This window comes from Companilactobacillus sp. RD055328, from assembly GCF_022835675.1.
Lineage (GTDB): Bacteria > Bacillota > Bacilli > Lactobacillales > Lactobacillaceae > BQUT01.
Genome location: NZ_BQUT01000005.1, coordinates 716,263 through 733,446, shown reverse-complemented (window position 1 = coordinate 733,446; position 17,184 = coordinate 716,263). Strand labels below are relative to the sequence as shown.

Here is a 17,184-nt window from a genome sequence, read left to right as displayed (position 1 = left end):
CACGGTTGAGACAAAAAAAATTAAAATCAATAATTAGCTTATCATTTGCATTTTTCTTAGTTGCGAGTATCTTTTCAACTTCGATTGTTGCTGCTTCTGACGGGATAAGTGTTGAGCAAGATACATCTGAAAAGCCTAGTTTAGATGTTCTTTATTACCCGGGAAGTATGAGCGATCCATGGAAAGGCGGAAACGCTGATTTCGTATGGAAAGATAGTGTTGTACCAACATTAGGATTCGCTGGATTAGAAGCTTTAGCAAAAGCTAAAGACGGATTGAACTTTGCTGCTAGAATTACTTTGCCTAATCGAATTACTGCTAAGGACGTTGTAGATTCTATCGATTACAATAATTCTTATCTATATGTAGGTTCAGCAAGTCCATACAAACTGGATCCTGGATTCTTTTCATATGACAATCCAACAGATGGTCATCTTTACTTTACAATGAGAAAAGGTGCTAGTTTTTTTAAACTTGTAGAATGGCTAACGGATATAATTAAATCTATCCTTGGTTCAGGTAAAAGTGCACTAGATGTTAAGTTAGTTGCAAAGATTGACGTTAGCAAGCTCTCTAAAAATGGTTATCCGGATATTGATAAAAGTCCAAACCAATTGTTAACAAAAGGAATGGCTCCACCTAATGAGAATAAGAAACTAGATTTTAAAGTTAACTTCTATGGATATAAACAAATAACATGGGATTCAAATAAAAATGCTCACCCTAAAGCTGGACAAGAAGATGCTAATCCAGCCTTAGATTCATTCCCCACTTGGAATGCCTATATTTCTCCTTGGGATACCGAATTAACATTCAATACTGAAAAATATGACGGTGGTCAAAACTGGGAAAAAGTAACAAGTAATGGAACAACGCAAGATACTTTCTTGCCAGGTCCATTTGAAAATAGAGTTGTCAGCATGAACACATGGGAAGACAACGATATTGATAAAGTAGGTGAGAGATTTAATCGAGTTGTGAATATCTTTACTCAAGAAGATGTAACATCAACTGCTGTGGTTTCTCATAATAATGACACACTAATTACATCTCCCGGTGGCATTAAGAGAAATGAAGTAACATTCTCGGGTTACCAAAAAGATAACACCTTACTAAGTCCTGTTACTACAACATTTATCAAAAATGACGAAGCACTATCTGTTGAACTAGATCCATCTGCTAAAAGAGTTTATGGATTAGGCGAAAGTATAACAGCTCCAATCGATTTTACAGAGATGGATGAGAATGCTAAAAAATTATCAGTCAAAATTACTGATAATTTAATGACATCAACTGCAGATAGTACAGCAGTTGAAGTTACAGACCCAGGTAATGAAGAACATGCAAATATTGCATTACCTAACACATATTCGTCAAAGACAGGTCAACATACTACTAAGTTAACCTTCACTGATGATTTTGGTAGAACAGAAACAGTGGATTATCAATATACTGTTTTAGACTTACCAACATTCAATGGTAGAAAGATACTTTCTACAGATTCAAATAGCAGTCTGGAAACTTTAACTATTAATCCAGGGGAAAACGTAAAACTTGAATCTGTGTTCACACCCAAAGTAGATGCAACAATGATGTTAGCAACTATTAAAGCAACATTGCCAGAATCAACTCAATTAGTTAGTGGTTCAACAAAAGTTGAAGCTAAGGTTCCTGGAAAAAACAAGGTGACTATTCCTGTAGCTGATTCTGCTTGGAAAGACGGGAAATTCTCGTATAATCTAATGCCTAAAGTTCTTGGAGAACAGAATATTCCTGTAAGAACACCAATTAGTGTTAAGTATGAAGTATCTACTTCTAAAGAAGATAGAGGTAAGACCTTATCGACAGGAACAGACACTCTTGAATCTGTATCGGGACAGGATGGTCAATACCATGTTATTGGTACAACTAATAATCCGGATATTTATATAAATCCTGGTGAATTGAGATTTGAATCGGCAACTGATAATGCAAACTTCGGACAACAAGATGTTCCTGATTCAGTAACTACATATACAAGACAATCACCTGATGATTTCTCTGTTAAGATTTTCGACTCATATAATGACAAGAACTTCAATTGGACATTAACTAGTCAATTAATCGGTAATGGATTAACAAACTCAACAGGGGATGTTTTGAAATCAAGATTATTATTAAATCAAGATGAACAACTATTGAATAAATATCCAGGTTTGTTCTCTAATCAATTAGTGTTGTTACCTGGACAACCACAGACTGTATATACGAATAATATTGCAAATAATGGAGATTTGAACTTCAGTTGGCCAATGGATAAAGGTCCCGCTTTAGAAGTATCAAATGATCAAAGATTTGTAGATGACAATTCTTATGCAGGAGTTGTTCAGTGGTCACTAGACGCAGGACCAAATGGTAACTTGTAAAATACTGAATACAAAAAAGACGTGAGTTAGTCACGTCTTTTTGTTTGCAATAATCTGTTATGCTATATATGAAAGATTAATAACTAAAGAGAGCGACCTAATGAATAAACAAATAATTAAATATCGTAATGAGATACTAAATAGTGATCAAACAGGACATTCTATTGATCATATTAATCGAGTTGTTAAGTTAGCTGAAAAGATTCTAACAACAGAGCCAAATGCAAATATGGAAGTTACTTTGATTGCTGCTAATGTACATGATGTCATTGATGAAAAAATCGTAGATGATGTTCAACAAGCTCGTAAAAATTTACGTGAATTCCTGCAAACACAAAGAATAAAAGATGTTGAGATTGAACAAGTTTTTTTCATTATTGATAATATGTCTTATTCAAAAAACCTAGAGCAAAAAATTGATTTACCAATTGAAGGACAGATTGTACAGGATGCTGATCGACTAGATGCCATCGGAGCTATTGGAATTGGTCGCGCATTTTATTATGGTGGCAGTAAGGGCGGTGAGATGTATAATCCTAACGATAAACCACGTACTGAACTTAATCATGACGAATATCGAAAATCAAGCAGTGTGATTAATCATTTTTACGAAAAGCTATTATTACTAAAAGATCAGATGAATACCACTGAAGGTCGACGCTTAGCGCAAATACGTCACAAATTCATGGAAGAATTCATTACAGAGTTCAAATCTGAATATTAAAAAAGACATCCAATCGGATGTCTTTTTTATATAATTTCACCGCTATAAGGTTTTTGTTCTTCATTATCAAAATCGATGGTACTTAGTTCTTCAAATGAATCGGTGAAGTAGTTAGCGCCTTGTAAGATCATAACGTTGACGGGGAATTTGTTTTCTTGAAATAATACGATATATTTTTTATCAATTGCCCAACCGATTTCAAAAGCTGTACCTTCGTCCATTCCATGACCTTCGAAATCATGAATAGCAACAATAGCATCAGCGTTTTCCATGGCATTAATATCACGTTGGTATACTTCTTTACTCCAAGCTAGACTTAATTCAGGAGCGTCAGCTTCTTGGTTGTTCATTGGTAAGTAGATATCACCAACAGTTGGGTTTTTTGATAATGCGTCAAAAGCTTTTTGCGCACGATTTCTTTGTTCGTTTTTCTCGTCGAAAAATGGACCAGCAAGATAAATATTCTTTGTCATGGGGACTCCTTTAATGTTTGTTGTTATTACATCATATCTAATAAAAATATTAAGTACAAGAGATGTTTTTAAGTTAAATTTAAGGTTTCGAACTTAGACTCATCAATAGGAGGTCGATATTATTCTTTGTGAAAATAAGTCAGGTTATGGGGATAATCAGCTTATAATTTGAGATTCACTTATACTCTTTAAAAATAGTATTCTGAGCTACATGGAATAAAAAAACAGACTAACACAAATTTGAAGCATAAAAAAAGACGATTAAGTTAATGACTTAATCGTCTTTTTTAGTATAGATAAAGTAAGAAGAATCCAATAGTACCAAATAATAGTAATAATAATACATCTACTAAGAAGAAAATCATTAAGAATCTTAACGGTTTCACTTTGAAGAAGAAATTGTATTGCTTAAATGTTAACAGGTTCGCCATTGAGGCAATAACAGTTCCTAGACCACCAATGTTTGTCCCTAAGAAGACAGCAACATATTCATGCGTAAATTGAGAAACTAAGATACTTGATGGTACGTTACTCATGAACTGACTAGTAATAATACTTGTTAGATAAGTACTGAATTTCCCTTGTTCGAGGAATTTGAATAAATCAACGACAGCAGGAATTCTTCCGGCATTACCAACGGCAACAGCAAAACTCATAAAGATTAATAGTAATGAGTAATCGACTGTTTCAGTAATATGATAATTCAAGATGATTGTCCAAATTAAGGCAGCGATTAGTGGCAACCAAATAGGAACAATTGAGAAAATACTCAAGAAGAAGATCATCGTTATAAGAACAGTTACTGTTAAAGCGGGTTTATTAAGAACAATTGTCTTAAGTTGGCGAGGTTGTATTGCTTGTTTTGGAAATGTAAGTGTTAATAACATCAAAACTAAGAAACTAATAACTGAAATTGGTAGTGACATGGAAAAGAATTGCCCTGCACTAAGGTTGTAGTGAGTTTGTACATATAAGTTATGAGGGTTACCAAAGGGAGTAAGAATACTTCCAAGATTTGCTGAAACAGCAATCAGAATAACCGGCATTACGGGACTTAATTTTAAGTGTTTAGCCAACTTATGAAATAACGGAATCATTGTTAGAATAGCGATGTCATTGGTTAAAAGTGATGCACCAAAGAAAGTTAAACAAACAATTGCCATCATCAATTGGCGAACGGTTTTTGCGCGTTTTGTGAGACCGGCAGCTATGAATTCTAGAAAATCTAGGTATTCATACACTTGAACTAGGAGCATCATTGATAACAATGATGCAATAGTATGCCAGTTAATATCTGAAACAATATGTGGTGAACTTAAAAAACTTGTTATGACCGCAGCAATAAACGCAATCCAAAGTGTCTTATCGCTAGCAATCTTTTTTATGATAACAGCCAAATTCATAACCTCTTATTTTCAAACAACATGCAGATTCCATTATAAAGGTTAAGTACTTGTTTGAGAATAGTTCAACGTTAATTAAATGGATTTTTTTCTGAAAATAAAAAGTTTTTTTAACTTAATTTGCAGATAATGCTCCATCTTCTATTTGATATATTTTGTCAACTAGATCTAAGACACGTTCATCATGAGTTACCATTACAACAGATTTGTTTTGTTCATGGCTAATTGTTTGTAGCATTTGAACGACTTGTCGACCACGTTTTGAATCAAGGCTAGCAGTAGGTTCATCGGCCAAAATAAGTACTGGATCATTTACTAAAGAACGGGCAATAGCAACTCGTTGTTTTTGTCCACCTGATAATTGGCTAGGATACTTATTTAGTTGATCATTAAGTCCGACTTCTGCTAACAAATTTTGATTACGTTTTTTATAGTCGGCAACATGGTTCATCTTTGAAACAATATTCAATTGATCTTGTGCAGTTAAGTAAGGAATTAATTCCGAATTTTGAAAGATGAAACCAATTTTTTCTAATCTTATATTTGTTAAATCTTTGTTGTTCATAGAAGTTATTTCTTGATTTGAAAGCTTGATAGATCCTTCGGTAGGTTGTAGTAATGCACCGGCCATTGTTAAGAAAGTACTTTTTCCGGCACCACTTGGGCCAACAATTGCAACAAACTCACCGGGTTTAACAGTTAAGTTAATATCTTTTAAGACTTCTATTTGTTCGTTACCATCTGAATAGGTTTTAGTTATATTTTTTAATTCCAAAGCATTCATAATTAGTTACCTCCAATAGCTGAAACAGGATCGACTTTGCTAATTTTAATTAGCGAGATTATTGTGCTGACAACAGCAATGATTATAAATAATGAATCAGTTAGTAATAGAATTGGTAAGTCCAAGCTAAATGGCATTGAGGCTGGAAGAATCATTTTCATACCAAGAATGAAAATGTTAGAAATAATAAGTGATAAGCCAGTTATAACAACTACTTGTGAAAGTAAGTTGTTAGCTAGATAGCGAGTAGAAGCCCCGATTGCTTTTAGAGTTCCTAATTGCGGAGTTTTTTCTAAAGTAATGATATAAAAGAAGACTCCTAAAACTACAATAGAAATAGCATATAGGAAGCTAATCATCATCAAAAGAGAACCTTGTTCTTCAGAATAACCAGGGATGTTTTGGATAATAGTAGCTTTATCTACAACGGTGTAACCTTTGACATCATTGATATTTTTTTTGCTAACCAAAGTATTTATCGTTCCAGGTTGCTGAGAAATTGATTCACCTTCAGTAGAATTAAGATAAACAACTGGTGTATGTGAGTATGATTTGTCATCAGTAAACCCAGCAATTTCAAACTTAGATTTTGTATTGGTATCAATAATATCATCGCCAATTTTATAGCCGTCATCAGCTAGTTTTTGACTAACAACAACTTGTTTTTTAGTTGAATTAGTAATGTTATTACCTTTGTTAATTTCAGGTTTTAAGAAACTGTCAAAATCAATAGTAAAAAATGATATATCTACTTTGTTATTCTTATCACCATTTTTTTGGATTGTTCGTTGATTAATAGTTAGTGGTACAAGATTATCATTATTAATTTTTTTGATATCATCATTTGTTAGATTTGATCTACTAATTCTATTGTTTGAATTTTTTTGTAGAACGAAACTCTGAATATCTGTAGTACTAATGGCTGATTTTCCTTCATTAGCTAAGCCATTAGCTAGACCAGTAATAAATAAAACCAAAAATGTAACTAAAAAAATAATAGTAGTTAGTAAGCTGAATTTTAACTTACTATGTTTTAATTCTTTTATTGCTAAAAACATAATATACCTCCATGTATGTGGCATATTCTAAGCTTTATACATCTAGGTGCAATGGTCATTAGTTGAAAAAGTGTGCATTAATTCACAGATGGAGTATAATTATGCATAAAGCATTGTGGGGGATGGTTATGGATAAGAGAAGTATAAAAACACTTGCAAGTATTGAAAAATCATTTATATCATTATTAGCTGTGAAACCGATTAGTGAGATAACAGTTACTGAATTAACGCAAAAAGCTGATTTGAATCGTCGGACTTTTTACGTTCATTATGATGATATCTATGATTTGCAAGATAAAACAGAAAAGCAATATGTGAATGAATTTTCTGAGTTAGTTGATACTTATACAGGACAAGTTAACAGTAATGAATACTTCCAACATGTTCTAGGATATGTATTTGAAAACATGATGGCACTTGGTGTCTTATGTCGTAATCCTAATTCAGGATTAATGACACAACTGCTTAAATTAACAATCAAACGTGGTAAAGAAGTTCTGCCATTTGAGAACGAAGAGACAGGCGAATACGTTATGAGCTATATTTGTTGGGGACTTATTGGCTTTTTACATCAATTATTTCTATCAAGAGATAGTTTTGATGGTGATAATACAGAAATGATTTCAAAATTAATTAATAATTCAATTACACCATATTTAAGGATGGATTAAGATGACAAGAATCGCGGTTTATTGTGGAGCCTCAACGGGTTTTGATAACAAATATGCACAAAAAGCTGAAGAATTAGCGCAATGGATGTGTACAAATGGATATGACTTGGTTTATGGCGGTGGGAACCGCGGATTGATGGGAATAATTGCGGATACTATGTTAGCTAATGGCAGACAAGTATTTGGTGTAATTCCAGGATTTTTAGTTGAGGATGAGCAAGCTCATGAGGGATTAACATCTTTAGAAATAGTTGAAGATATGGATGAACGAAAGAAAAAAATGCTTGAGCTATCTGATTATTGTTTGGCTCTTCCAGGTGGTCCGGGAACCATTGAAGAAATATCAGAAGCATACTCATGGAATCGAGTAGGCCAAAATAATAATCCATGTATTTTATTCAATCAAGATGGATATTATGAACCGTTAATTGAAATGTATGATCGCATGGTGGAGCAAGGTTTTTTGACGAAAGAACATAGAGAAATGTTGTATGCTTTTAGTTCATTTTCAGAAATAAAAAATTTTATAAATGACTAATTGGTTGACAACAAGCAAAAAAATGAATATGATTACAAACAATAAATATAAAAACAAAAGATGAGTAGGTTAGTTAGTAGTGTTAAAAGAGAGTCTCGTTTGGTGAAAAGAGATAGCATGAAGAGTAGTCGAATATGGTCTTGTAACGTTCATTTGGCGAATGCTTTAGTCAAATGCGGGTGTTGCCCGTTACAGCAAACGAGTATCAACAGGTACTTTGCAAGGTAATAGTCGTGAGGTTATTACAAATGAAGGTGGTAACACGTTATTAGACGTCCTTTCTCTCAATTTTGAGAGGAAGGATTTTTTTTGTTCTAGAAAAGAGGATGAATTATGATCACAGTGCAAAATGTTAACAAAACATTTGTTAACAAGAATCAAGAATTCTCAGTACTTCATGATGTTTCATTAGAAATACCAGAAGGGGTTATCTACGGAATTATCGGTTATTCAGGTGCAGGTAAGAGTACTTTGATTCGATTATTCAATGGTTTAGAAACTCCAACATCAGGTGATATTAAGATTGATGGGCAATCTATTGTTAATATCAACAAGACCGATTTGAGATTAGCTCAACAACAAATCGGTATGGTATTTCAACAATTCAATTTACTGGCATCAAAGACTGTATTAGAAAATGTTGCACTGCCTTTGAAATTGATTGGAGTTCCTAAAGAACAACGTCAAAAAAGGGCTCTAGAAATATTAGAAATCGTCGGCTTAAATGATCACGATAATAAGTATCCTAACCAATTATCTGGTGGACAAAAACAACGTGTGGCCATAGCTAGAGCCTTAATCAGAAATCCTAAAATATTATTATGTGATGAAGCAACTAGTGCGCTAGATCCTGAAGCAACATCCTCGATATTGAAATTATTAGCAAAAATTAATCGTGAAATGAAGATAACTATTGTAATGGTTACACATGAAATGGAAGCTGTTCGTCGTATTTGCCAACAAATCGCGGTAATGGAATCAGGAAAAATTGTAGAAACTGGATCAGTAACACAAATATTCGAACACCCTAATTCAGCAATTACTAAATCAATTATTTCAGAATCACAATTACAAAATGATATAGATGCACAAGAAGTGCTAAAAGAAATCAAACAAAATGCGACAAGTGATTCAGCAATTCTAAAACTAACTTTTGTTCGTGAAACGGTACGACAAGCTGTTATTTCAGAGATTAGTCGTGAATATCCGAAAGCTCAATTCAGTATTTTGGGAGGACAATTACAACCTACTATTGAAGGTGTAATGGGATATTTAATCGTGCAAATTCAGGCAACAGAAGATTTGCAAGAGCAAATAATAAAGAATCTAAATACAAAACAAGTACAAGTGGAGGTGATATAAATGAATGCAGGAATACAATCTTACTTTCAATGGTCACAAATAGATTGGCTAAATATTAGAATATCAACTACCGAAACAATAATTCTAACAATTGGGACGGTAATATTAGTTGCAATAATTGGCTTTTTATTAGGGTTAGTTTTATATCAAACAAAATCCTCTACAAGATTGTCAATCAAGATATTTAGAGCTGTTATTTCATTTTTTGTGAACGTCTTTCGTTCAATTCCGTTTATTGTCTTAATCGTTTTACTTATACCATTTACTAAAGTTTTAGTTGGAACAATCATTGGCCCTAAAGCGGCATTGCCAGCATTAGTGTTAGCTGCCGCACCATTCTATGCTAGGTTAGTTGAGTTAGGATTTAATGAAGTTGATACTGGAGCACTTGAAATGGCACGTTCATTAGGAGCTACAAACAAACAAATTATTTGGCGAGTATTGTTACCCGAAAGCTTACCTGCACTGGTTTCAGGATTAACAGTAACAGCAATTTCTATCATTGGTTACACCGCAATGGCTGGTGTAATTGGGGCCGGTGGACTAGGCAACTTAGCTTATCAAGATGGATTTGAAGCCGGACAAAATACAGTTACTTTGGTAGCAACATTAATTATCTTAGTTATTGTTTTTGCTTTTCAATTTATAGGTGATTTCGTTGTCAAAAAAGTCGATCACAGATAGGAGGATAGATATGATAAAAAAACTAAATAAGTTATCTTTTCTATTGCTTCTGATTGTTTTACTGACAGGATGTACTTCGCAAAAACCTAAAAACAGATTAACAGTAGGAGCTTCATCAATTCCCCATGCTGAGATACTAAGGCATATTAAGCCAGCATTGAAAAAAGAAGGAATAGACTTAGAAATCAAAGTTTTTAATGACTATGTACTTCCGAATGCGGCACTTGACGCTGAAGAGTTGGATGCTAACTATTATCAACATATTCCTTATATGAATAAATCCAATAAGGATAATGGGTATGATCTAGTCAGTGCAGGCAAGATTCATTTGGAACCTTTAGGATTGTATAGTAAGAGAGTCAAAAAAATCAGTGATGTAAAAAACGGTGCTACGGTATTAGTTTCTAGTAGTCGAGCTGATTGGGGTCGAGTATTATCAATATTAGAACAAAATGGCATTTTGACTTTGAAACCTGGAACAAATATTGAAACAGCTGATTTTAAAGATATAAAAGATAATCCTAAGAACCTCAAATTCAAGTATAGTTTTGATCCTAAAATTCTACCGGAATTATATAAAAATGACGAAGGAGATTTAATAGCAATTAATTCAAACTTCGCAGTACAAGCAAAGATTGATCCTAAATCCGCAGTAGCTATTGAATCAACGGATTCTCCATACAGTAACGTTGTAGCAGTTAATAAAAGTGATAAGAATAAAAAAAATATTGAGTTGTTAGTTAGAGAACTTAAAAAAGATAGCACTCAAAAGTGGATTTTAAAGAAGTGGAAAGGTGCAGTTCTTCCCGTTAAATAAAAAAAGACGCAACTATATAGTTGCGTCTTTTTTTATCCCTGCTTTTTTTTCAATAAATAATTCTAGTGTATTGAAGTCTAATGGAGTGAATTGATGATTAAGTAAATAGAAGTCTTGATATATATCTTCAAGCTCTAATAAATTAACATTACTAATTACTAAATCGTATTTTTTGTTTTTATCCAATACTTCAGCATTTACGTAACCTAAAGAATTAACGCGGTTGATAATATGTTTTTCAATCAACATGCGATACATAAGATCACCTTTTATAGAAACACCTATCTTATAAGACTGATTACTGTGATTAGCAGAATATAAGCATATTAATACTAAGTTAACTAAGAATCTTTTGTTTTGTAAATCGTCTTTTTTGAATTGTGGGAAAGAATTAGGTAGGAAATTAACGACATATTCTCTAATTACATCGAATTTATTGAGACTAATGAATCTGTCGAACTTCAATTCTGTATACATATAAATTCCGCCACGATATATTTCATGGTTCCAGCAAATTGTATTCAACAAACTTCTAACATAATTCTGTAAAATGAAATTTCCGTCTTCAAGCAGATTGGTTTCGTGCAATTTATCAAGCATAGCATTAACGATCGTTTCAACAATAGAATCAGATTGTGATTGTATTTTAATCACATTATTAAAGACCGCTGAGTTAAGTGGGAAAATATTATTTCCCATTGCAAAAAGTATGAATAATTCTGATTCCCAATTAGAAAAGTTAACTTTGAAAAGATTTGATAAACTAGTGAAAAACGTATCAACAGAATCCTTTAATTCATAATTAGAAAACATAGCTAAGAAATGTTTTTTGTGAGTTTTATCGTAGTCATTTTCAAAGAAAGGATATTCATCTGTTAGTTTTTGCTCATCAATTTTTCCTTGGTGATATCGCTTGCGCATAATAGTTAAATAAACGATGAATTTTAATTCGGCTTCAGTGTCTAAATTAACTTCAAGTGTTTGTTTGAACAGATCAACTGCTGCTACTATTTGACTATCTTTTAACTCGTTTAACAAATAATCATAAGGAATTGTGTTCATGCAGAAATCTAAAAAAAAGTGGCGAATTTGTAATTCGGAACCTTGTAGTTCTTTTTTGTGAATTTTTAAATTAAATGTAGCAAGTATTTCCTTTAGATCATCAAGTTTTCGATACAATGTGGCGTGACTAATACCTAGTTCACTCTCTAATTTAATTGTTTGCAATTCGTTCTGATTAAATAGCTCATCTATAAGCTTATACTTGATGGAATGTGATAAGAGATGGAAGAATACACGAGAGGCATTACTATTTTCAGTCATTATAATTTTTAAACGGTTTTGTGTGTTTTCCATTACAAAAAAACCTGTTTCATTAGCTATAGAAGTTAATGAATCACACATTTTAGCAAGAGTTTTTGGGGAAACATTTAGATACGAAATACAGTCTTCTTTAGAAGTGCTGCGAGAATTATTATTTAGGTATACTAATAACTCGAAACATCTTTCATCCCAAGGGTCTAAAAATTTACTTCTGTACATATTACAATCCTTTAAATATATCGGGTATATATTATTAGCTTAACAAATAATTGATGAAAATTCTTTAATTTATAAGGGATTAAACAAATAAATATCATTTTTTGCCATTATAAAGGCTATTTTTGATAATAAATATGAAGATAATTTCGTTATACTTATCTCGTTAGCTAGATAATGCATGTGATGCACTAGTTATTAGATGAACTATTTTGGGGAAAATAGTTCAGGGGGAATTATTCTATCAAGCCAGGTAAAGTTCTGGGGAAGTTAAGTTAAAATGTAAACGTAGATAAAGAGCTTGAAGAATCAAAAAAACACTGACAAAGGTCAGTGTTTTTTATTTTGCAATTTTTTAAAATGCTGTTTCGATTGGCTTATCACCGTTTACGATAGTGTAGTCTTTTCTGATTGATTTATCATTATTTAATAAATGAATTAATGAAGCAGCCACATCACTACGAGAAATCTTGATATTATCTGAAGTATCATCTACTAATATTTTTCCAGTTGGTTCATCATTAGTTAGATATCCGGGATGTAAAATCGTATAGTCTAGCGTTGAACGGCGCAATTCTCGATCAGCGTAGAATTTAGCAATCATATAAGGACGAATTGGTGAAGCATCAACTGTCTCACGCTTATCTGCATAGATCGAACTTACCATAACATAACGTTTAACACCGGCAATTTGAGCGGCCTCCATAGTTTTGACAGCGCCATCTAGGTCGATTTCAAGAGTCATATCATCACCAGTTTTACCTCCAGAACCAGCAGAGAAGATAATACTATCTGCTCCTGAAAAAGCTTTTACTAAATCGTCAACGGAACCTGTTAAATCAATTAATTTTGCATTAATTCCATCAGTTTGAAGGGTGTCTACTTGTTCTTGCTTGCGGACTCCAGCTGTGAAAGACATGTTTTTTTCTTTCATTTGGGCAACCAATAATCGGCCAACTGCGCCGTTGGCGCCAACAATAAATGTATTTTTCATAATTATTCACCTCACAAGTAAAATACTACTTTCGAATAATTATTACTACTCAAAACGTCTAGAGTGATTTTTTCATATCATGATGTTCTATGCCGGCGTCCATATATTGATCACCAATAACTTGATAACCTAGTTTTAGATAAAAGCCTTGAGCCTGATCTTGAGCACCTAAAATCAAATAATCGTAATCTTCTTGCTTAGCAACTTGCTCAATATATTCTAATAATTCTTTTGCTAAACCGCGTTTTCGATATTCTTTATACGTTGCAACTCGTTGTACGTGCCAGCCATTATCATCAGTGGGAAAACAGCGAGCGGTAACGACAGGTTGATCATCGATATATCCAACAAAATAAGTTGATATATCTTCATATTCATCGATTTCCATGTTTTCCGGAACATCTTGTTCATCTACAAATACTTTGTAGCGGATATTTAAAGCGTCTTGATAAATAGGTGATTTTAAATCTGTTGAAAGTTTAATTTCCATAATTTTTTCTCCTATATATATTCTTATGTTTATTTTAACTATAAAAAAGAAAATAGAAACAAAAATGTTTTAAAGTTATACTGTATAAGTAAGGAGATGAGTATATGAAAATATTAGGAGTTTTAGCTGCTCATCAAGAAGCAGGTATTAATGCTCAATTGTTAGCAGAAGTAATGAAAAATGTTGACGATAGTTGCGAACAAGAGACTATTTATTTAGAAGATTATCACATAACCCCAAGAAAACGTGGTGAGGATAATCCAGTATTAGATGAATTGAGCGAGAAGTTAATGGAAGCTGATGTATGGGTATTTGCAGCCCCTACATACTGGCGTGAATTATCCGGAGTGTTAAAGAATTTCTTTGATTGCATGCGACCTAAGTTTGTATATTTCAAAGAAAACGGTGATACAATTCCAGGGCAATTTAAGAACAAACATTACTTAAGTTTAACGAGTTGTTATGTATCAACATTTGAGAACTTTGTAACTGGTGTTACCGATAATAGTCTTAAGACTATCGATCGGGTTATGTCAGCTGCGGGTGTTATTAAGACAGGTGAAATTGTCTTGCCAGGCACTTTTGGGATGAAAGAATTACCTGGAAGTAAGAAGAAACTATGTGCTAAATATGGTAAGAAAATTTCAACTAAGAAGCGAAAGGATGATTCAACTGTGAAGAGATATATTCAATTATTTTTTATGATTGCGGTTATGGCATTATTGACAATGGGAATCCAACAATTACTTGGTAATCTTATAACTATTAATAGTTTCTGGCTAAACTATGCTAGTTTTACAATTATTTTCTTTGTCTTATTATCTATGATTCTACACTTCTTTACATTTGTGAAACATCGAAGGAGATAGTATGATTTTTGGAAGTATTATAATTTTGATTGGCCTATCTTTTATTATTTGGACATTATTTACTCAAGAAGTTTTGAGCATGAAATGGATTGTCTATTTAACATTGGCATTCTTCATTATGACAATTGGAACTGCATTATTGAATGTTTTAGCAGGTTACAAAGTTGTTATGGTAGTTTTATCGATGTTGATGTTTTTTTTCATAGTCATGAAATTAAGAATTAATATTATCTATCAAGTGGCAATTAATGTACTTATGGTCTTTATTGCCGTGGCATTAATAGCATTAATAAACAATATATAAAAAAGCATATTCGAAAGAATATGCTTTTTTTAATTGACAAAAAATCGGACTGGTTATATAGTTAGTTACACAAGTAACTAACCTACAACTGGCCGGTTAAGATTAATTTACTTTGAAAGGATTAATATATTGTATTTTAAATTCGATGAAGAGAAACCACTATATCTACAAATAGCACAACAAATAGAGGATGCAATTTTGCAAGGTATTTATAAACCGGGAGATCAAATACCTTCTACAACTGAAGTCTCAAAAGATTACCGTATTAATCCAGCTACGGTTCTTAAAGGTATGAATATCTTAGTAAATAAAAATTTAATCGAAAAGAAGCGTGGATTGGGGATGTTTGTTACGCAAGATTCTCAGACTGAAATTCTTGAGAATCGTCAAACTAATTTCTATACAGATTATGTATTGGATACTGTTAAACGCGCTCAAGAATTGAATATTAATCTTAATGAACTACAAAATTTGATTAAGAAAGGCTATGAGAATGAGTAAAATCCAGATAATTGATATTAATAAGTCATATGGCAAAAAACATGTGTTGAAGAACATCAATTTAACTTTTGAAGAAAACAAGATTTATGGTTTATTAGGTCGTAATGGTGCTGGTAAATCAACATTAATGAATTTAATTAGTAACCGAGAATTCCCAACTAATGGAGAAATCACACTAAATGGGGAAGTTGTTACAGAAAATGAAAAAGCATTATCACAGATATATTTAAGTAGCGAAAAAAGTTTATTTAATCATGATGCTAAGATAAAACGAATTTTTAAAACTGCAGAATCCTACTATGGTTCATTTAATTGGAAATTAGCCATTGAAATGATAGAGAAGTTTGATGTTGATATCAATTCGAAATTTGGTAAATTGTCTACAGGCTATAGCTCGATAACAAAATTAATTATAGCTCTTTGTATACCGGCAAAATTCATATTCTTAGACGAACCAATTTTAGGATTAGATGCCAATCATCGTGATTTGTTCTATGAATTTTTAATTGAAACATATCAAGAACAGCCTCGAACTTTTGTGGTAGCGACGCACATTATTGAAGAAATGGAAAAATTATTTGAACATATCATCATCATTAAAGATGGAATGGTGATTGATGACGTTGATTTAGATGAATTATTAAATTCATGTGCAATTATTGAAGGTAGTGGATCTATTATTGATAATTTCACTAAAGATTTAGATGTTTATTATGAGAGCAAAGTTATTGGAATGAAACGCATTTATGCAAAGAATTTTCCATCAATTTCAGATGCCCCTGATGGAATAAATATTCGTCGGATGAATTTACAAGAATATTTTGTAGGGAGGACTAACTAATGATGAAACTACTACCTAACATCAAGGAACGTTTGAGAAGAACTTATTTTAGTATGGGGAATTTTTATGCAATTTTTTTAACTTTTACTGTACTAATACCAGTGTTTACTAATTTTATAACTAGTAATAATTCTGTTTCTACAAGTGTAGATCCATCAATTCCTTCATTTTTTTATGGAATAGCTATTGGGATTGTTTTAGTAACTTCAGGGTTTAATTCGTCTATTCAATTTGGAACTAGTCGTAAAACGATTTTTGTGGCTTATATAATTACTACAGTCATTATTTCGATATCTATGATAGTTATTAACTTGTTTCTATCTATTGGGATTCGCCAAATTAGCTGGATTAAGAATATTGAAGTCACAAGTGCAGCGTTTCATTTATCTCAATATTCATTAGGGGTATTAGTGTTTGACTTTGTTCTAATAATGATTGGTTTCTCATTTGGAATATTGATTGGCTTAATTATTAAAAGAGTAAAAAAAGAATATTTATTAATAATTGGAACTATATTAATGTTTACACCGGCATTAGTATCTTATATTGTTGAGAGATTAAGTCATGATGTCCAGCAACAATTGTTAACTTTCATTAGTGTAATTACAGGAGCAGAGAATAGAAATATCTGGGCATTAATTACAATGATACTAGTGATAACTATAATGTTACATTTAGGTTCTTGGCTAATTATCAGGCGACAACCAGTTAAATAAAAAAGACCTCG

The 17,184-nt window shown here is 32.3% G+C and carries 19 protein-coding genes and 1 other annotated feature; of the genes, 12 read left to right on the top strand and 7 right to left on the bottom strand.

Annotated features, from left to right (window positions below):
* The first annotated feature begins 5 nt into the window (after positions 1 to 5).
* On the top strand, positions 6 to 2,405 hold the full coding sequence (locus tag RD055328_RS05875; RefSeq protein ID WP_244087863.1) for a hypothetical protein: 2,400 nt from the start codon (positions 6 to 8) through the stop codon (positions 2,403 to 2,405).
* A gap of 100 nt (positions 2,406 to 2,505) precedes the next feature.
* Complete coding sequence (locus tag RD055328_RS05870) at positions 2,506 to 3,129, top strand: HD domain-containing protein (RefSeq protein WP_244087862.1); 624 nt, start codon at positions 2,506 to 2,508, stop codon at positions 3,127 to 3,129.
* 26 nt (positions 3,130 to 3,155) lie between these two features.
* On the opposite strand, the gene RD055328_RS05865 is transcribed toward RD055328_RS05870, so the two are convergent.
* The 4 genes from RD055328_RS05865 to RD055328_RS05850 form a co-directional block, all read right to left on the bottom strand.
* Positions 3,156 to 3,602: a nucleoside 2-deoxyribosyltransferase gene (locus tag RD055328_RS05865; RefSeq protein WP_244087861.1), complete on the bottom strand. Its 447-nt coding sequence runs from the start codon at positions 3,600 to 3,602 to the stop codon at positions 3,156 to 3,158.
* Between the two features lie 287 nt (positions 3,603 to 3,889).
* Positions 3,890 to 4,999 carry an SLC13 family permease gene (locus RD055328_RS05860; RefSeq protein ID WP_375708067.1) on the bottom strand — a complete coding sequence of 370 codons (1,110 nt, stop codon included), beginning with the start codon at positions 4,997 to 4,999 and terminating at the stop codon, positions 3,890 to 3,892.
* Between the two features lie 121 nt (positions 5,000 to 5,120).
* Positions 5,121 to 5,789: an ABC transporter ATP-binding protein gene (locus tag RD055328_RS05855; protein ID WP_244087859.1), complete on the bottom strand. Its 669-nt coding sequence runs from the start codon at positions 5,787 to 5,789 to the stop codon at positions 5,121 to 5,123.
* A gap of 2 nt (positions 5,790 to 5,791) precedes the next feature.
* Complete coding sequence (locus RD055328_RS05850) at positions 5,792 to 6,847, bottom strand: ABC transporter permease (protein WP_244087858.1); 1,056 nt, start codon at positions 6,845 to 6,847, stop codon at positions 5,792 to 5,794.
* Between the two features lie 101 nt (positions 6,848 to 6,948).
* Here RD055328_RS05850 and RD055328_RS05845 point away from each other — a divergent pair, with 101 nt between their 5' ends.
* The 5 genes from RD055328_RS05845 (at position 6,949) to RD055328_RS05825 (ending at position 10,919) form a co-directional block, all read left to right on the top strand.
* Positions 6,949 to 7,518 (top strand): TetR/AcrR family transcriptional regulator, encoded by a 570-nt coding sequence (locus tag RD055328_RS05845; protein ID WP_244087857.1) that lies wholly within the window; start codon positions 6,949 to 6,951, stop codon positions 7,516 to 7,518.
* 1 nt (position 7,519) lies between these two features.
* Positions 7,520 to 8,056 (top strand): TIGR00730 family Rossman fold protein, encoded by a 537-nt coding sequence (locus tag RD055328_RS05840; protein ID WP_244087856.1) that lies wholly within the window; start codon positions 7,520 to 7,522, stop codon positions 8,054 to 8,056.
* A 47-nt stretch (positions 8,057 to 8,103) separates the two neighbouring features.
* Positions 8,104 to 8,339, top strand: a binding site (T-box leader).
* Between the two features lie 50 nt (positions 8,340 to 8,389).
* Entirely contained in the window at positions 8,390 to 9,418 is a 1,029-nt protein-coding gene (locus RD055328_RS05835; RefSeq protein WP_244087855.1) for a methionine ABC transporter ATP-binding protein, read from the top strand.
* On the top strand, positions 9,419 to 10,102 hold the full coding sequence (locus RD055328_RS05830) for a methionine ABC transporter permease (RefSeq protein WP_244087854.1): 684 nt from the start codon (positions 9,419 to 9,421) through the stop codon (positions 10,100 to 10,102).
* A 10-nt stretch (positions 10,103 to 10,112) separates the two neighbouring features.
* Positions 10,113 to 10,919: a MetQ/NlpA family ABC transporter substrate-binding protein gene (locus RD055328_RS05825; protein ID WP_244087853.1), complete on the top strand. Its 807-nt coding sequence runs from the start codon at positions 10,113 to 10,115 to the stop codon at positions 10,917 to 10,919.
* A 12-nt stretch (positions 10,920 to 10,931) separates the two neighbouring features.
* On the opposite strand, the gene RD055328_RS05820 is transcribed toward RD055328_RS05825, so the two are convergent.
* The 3 genes from RD055328_RS05820 to RD055328_RS05810 all read right to left on the bottom strand — a co-directional run bounded on the left by RD055328_RS05820 (position 10,932) and on the right by RD055328_RS05810 (position 13,942).
* Positions 10,932 to 12,461 (bottom strand): helix-turn-helix domain-containing protein, encoded by a 1,530-nt coding sequence (locus tag RD055328_RS05820; RefSeq protein WP_244087852.1) that lies wholly within the window; start codon positions 12,459 to 12,461, stop codon positions 10,932 to 10,934.
* Between the two features lie 352 nt (positions 12,462 to 12,813).
* Positions 12,814 to 13,452, bottom strand: a complete 639-nt coding sequence (locus tag RD055328_RS05815; RefSeq protein WP_244087851.1) for an SDR family oxidoreductase — start codon at positions 13,450 to 13,452, stop codon at positions 12,814 to 12,816.
* Positions 13,453 to 13,510: 58 nt separating this feature from the next.
* Complete coding sequence (locus RD055328_RS05810) at positions 13,511 to 13,942, bottom strand: GNAT family N-acetyltransferase (protein ID WP_244087850.1); 432 nt, start codon at positions 13,940 to 13,942, stop codon at positions 13,511 to 13,513.
* Positions 13,943 to 14,046: 104 nt separating this feature from the next.
* On the opposite strand from RD055328_RS05810, the gene RD055328_RS05805 reads away from it, so the two are divergent.
* The 5 genes from RD055328_RS05805 (at position 14,047) to RD055328_RS05785 (ending at position 17,173) form a co-directional block, all read left to right on the top strand.
* Entirely contained in the window at positions 14,047 to 14,811 is a 765-nt protein-coding gene (locus tag RD055328_RS05805; protein WP_244087849.1) for an NAD(P)H-dependent oxidoreductase, read from the top strand.
* A gap of 1 nt (position 14,812) precedes the next feature.
* Complete coding sequence (locus RD055328_RS05800; protein ID WP_244087848.1) at positions 14,813 to 15,115, top strand: hypothetical protein; 303 nt, start codon at positions 14,813 to 14,815, stop codon at positions 15,113 to 15,115.
* A gap of 129 nt (positions 15,116 to 15,244) precedes the next feature.
* Complete coding sequence (locus RD055328_RS05795; protein ID WP_244087847.1) at positions 15,245 to 15,616, top strand: GntR family transcriptional regulator; 372 nt, start codon at positions 15,245 to 15,247, stop codon at positions 15,614 to 15,616.
* On the top strand, positions 15,609 to 16,457 hold the full coding sequence (locus RD055328_RS05790) for an ATP-binding cassette domain-containing protein (RefSeq protein ID WP_244087846.1): 849 nt from the start codon (positions 15,609 to 15,611) through the stop codon (positions 16,455 to 16,457). The genes RD055328_RS05795 and RD055328_RS05790 overlap by 8 nt, the downstream gene beginning before the upstream one ends.
* The gene (locus RD055328_RS05785; protein WP_244087845.1) at positions 16,457 to 17,173 is read left to right on the top strand and encodes a hypothetical protein; all 717 of its coding nucleotides are present in this window, start codon (positions 16,457 to 16,459) and stop codon (positions 17,171 to 17,173) included. Before RD055328_RS05790 ends, RD055328_RS05785 begins: the two co-directional genes overlap by 1 nt.
* Positions 17,174 to 17,184: the final 11 nt, after the last annotated feature.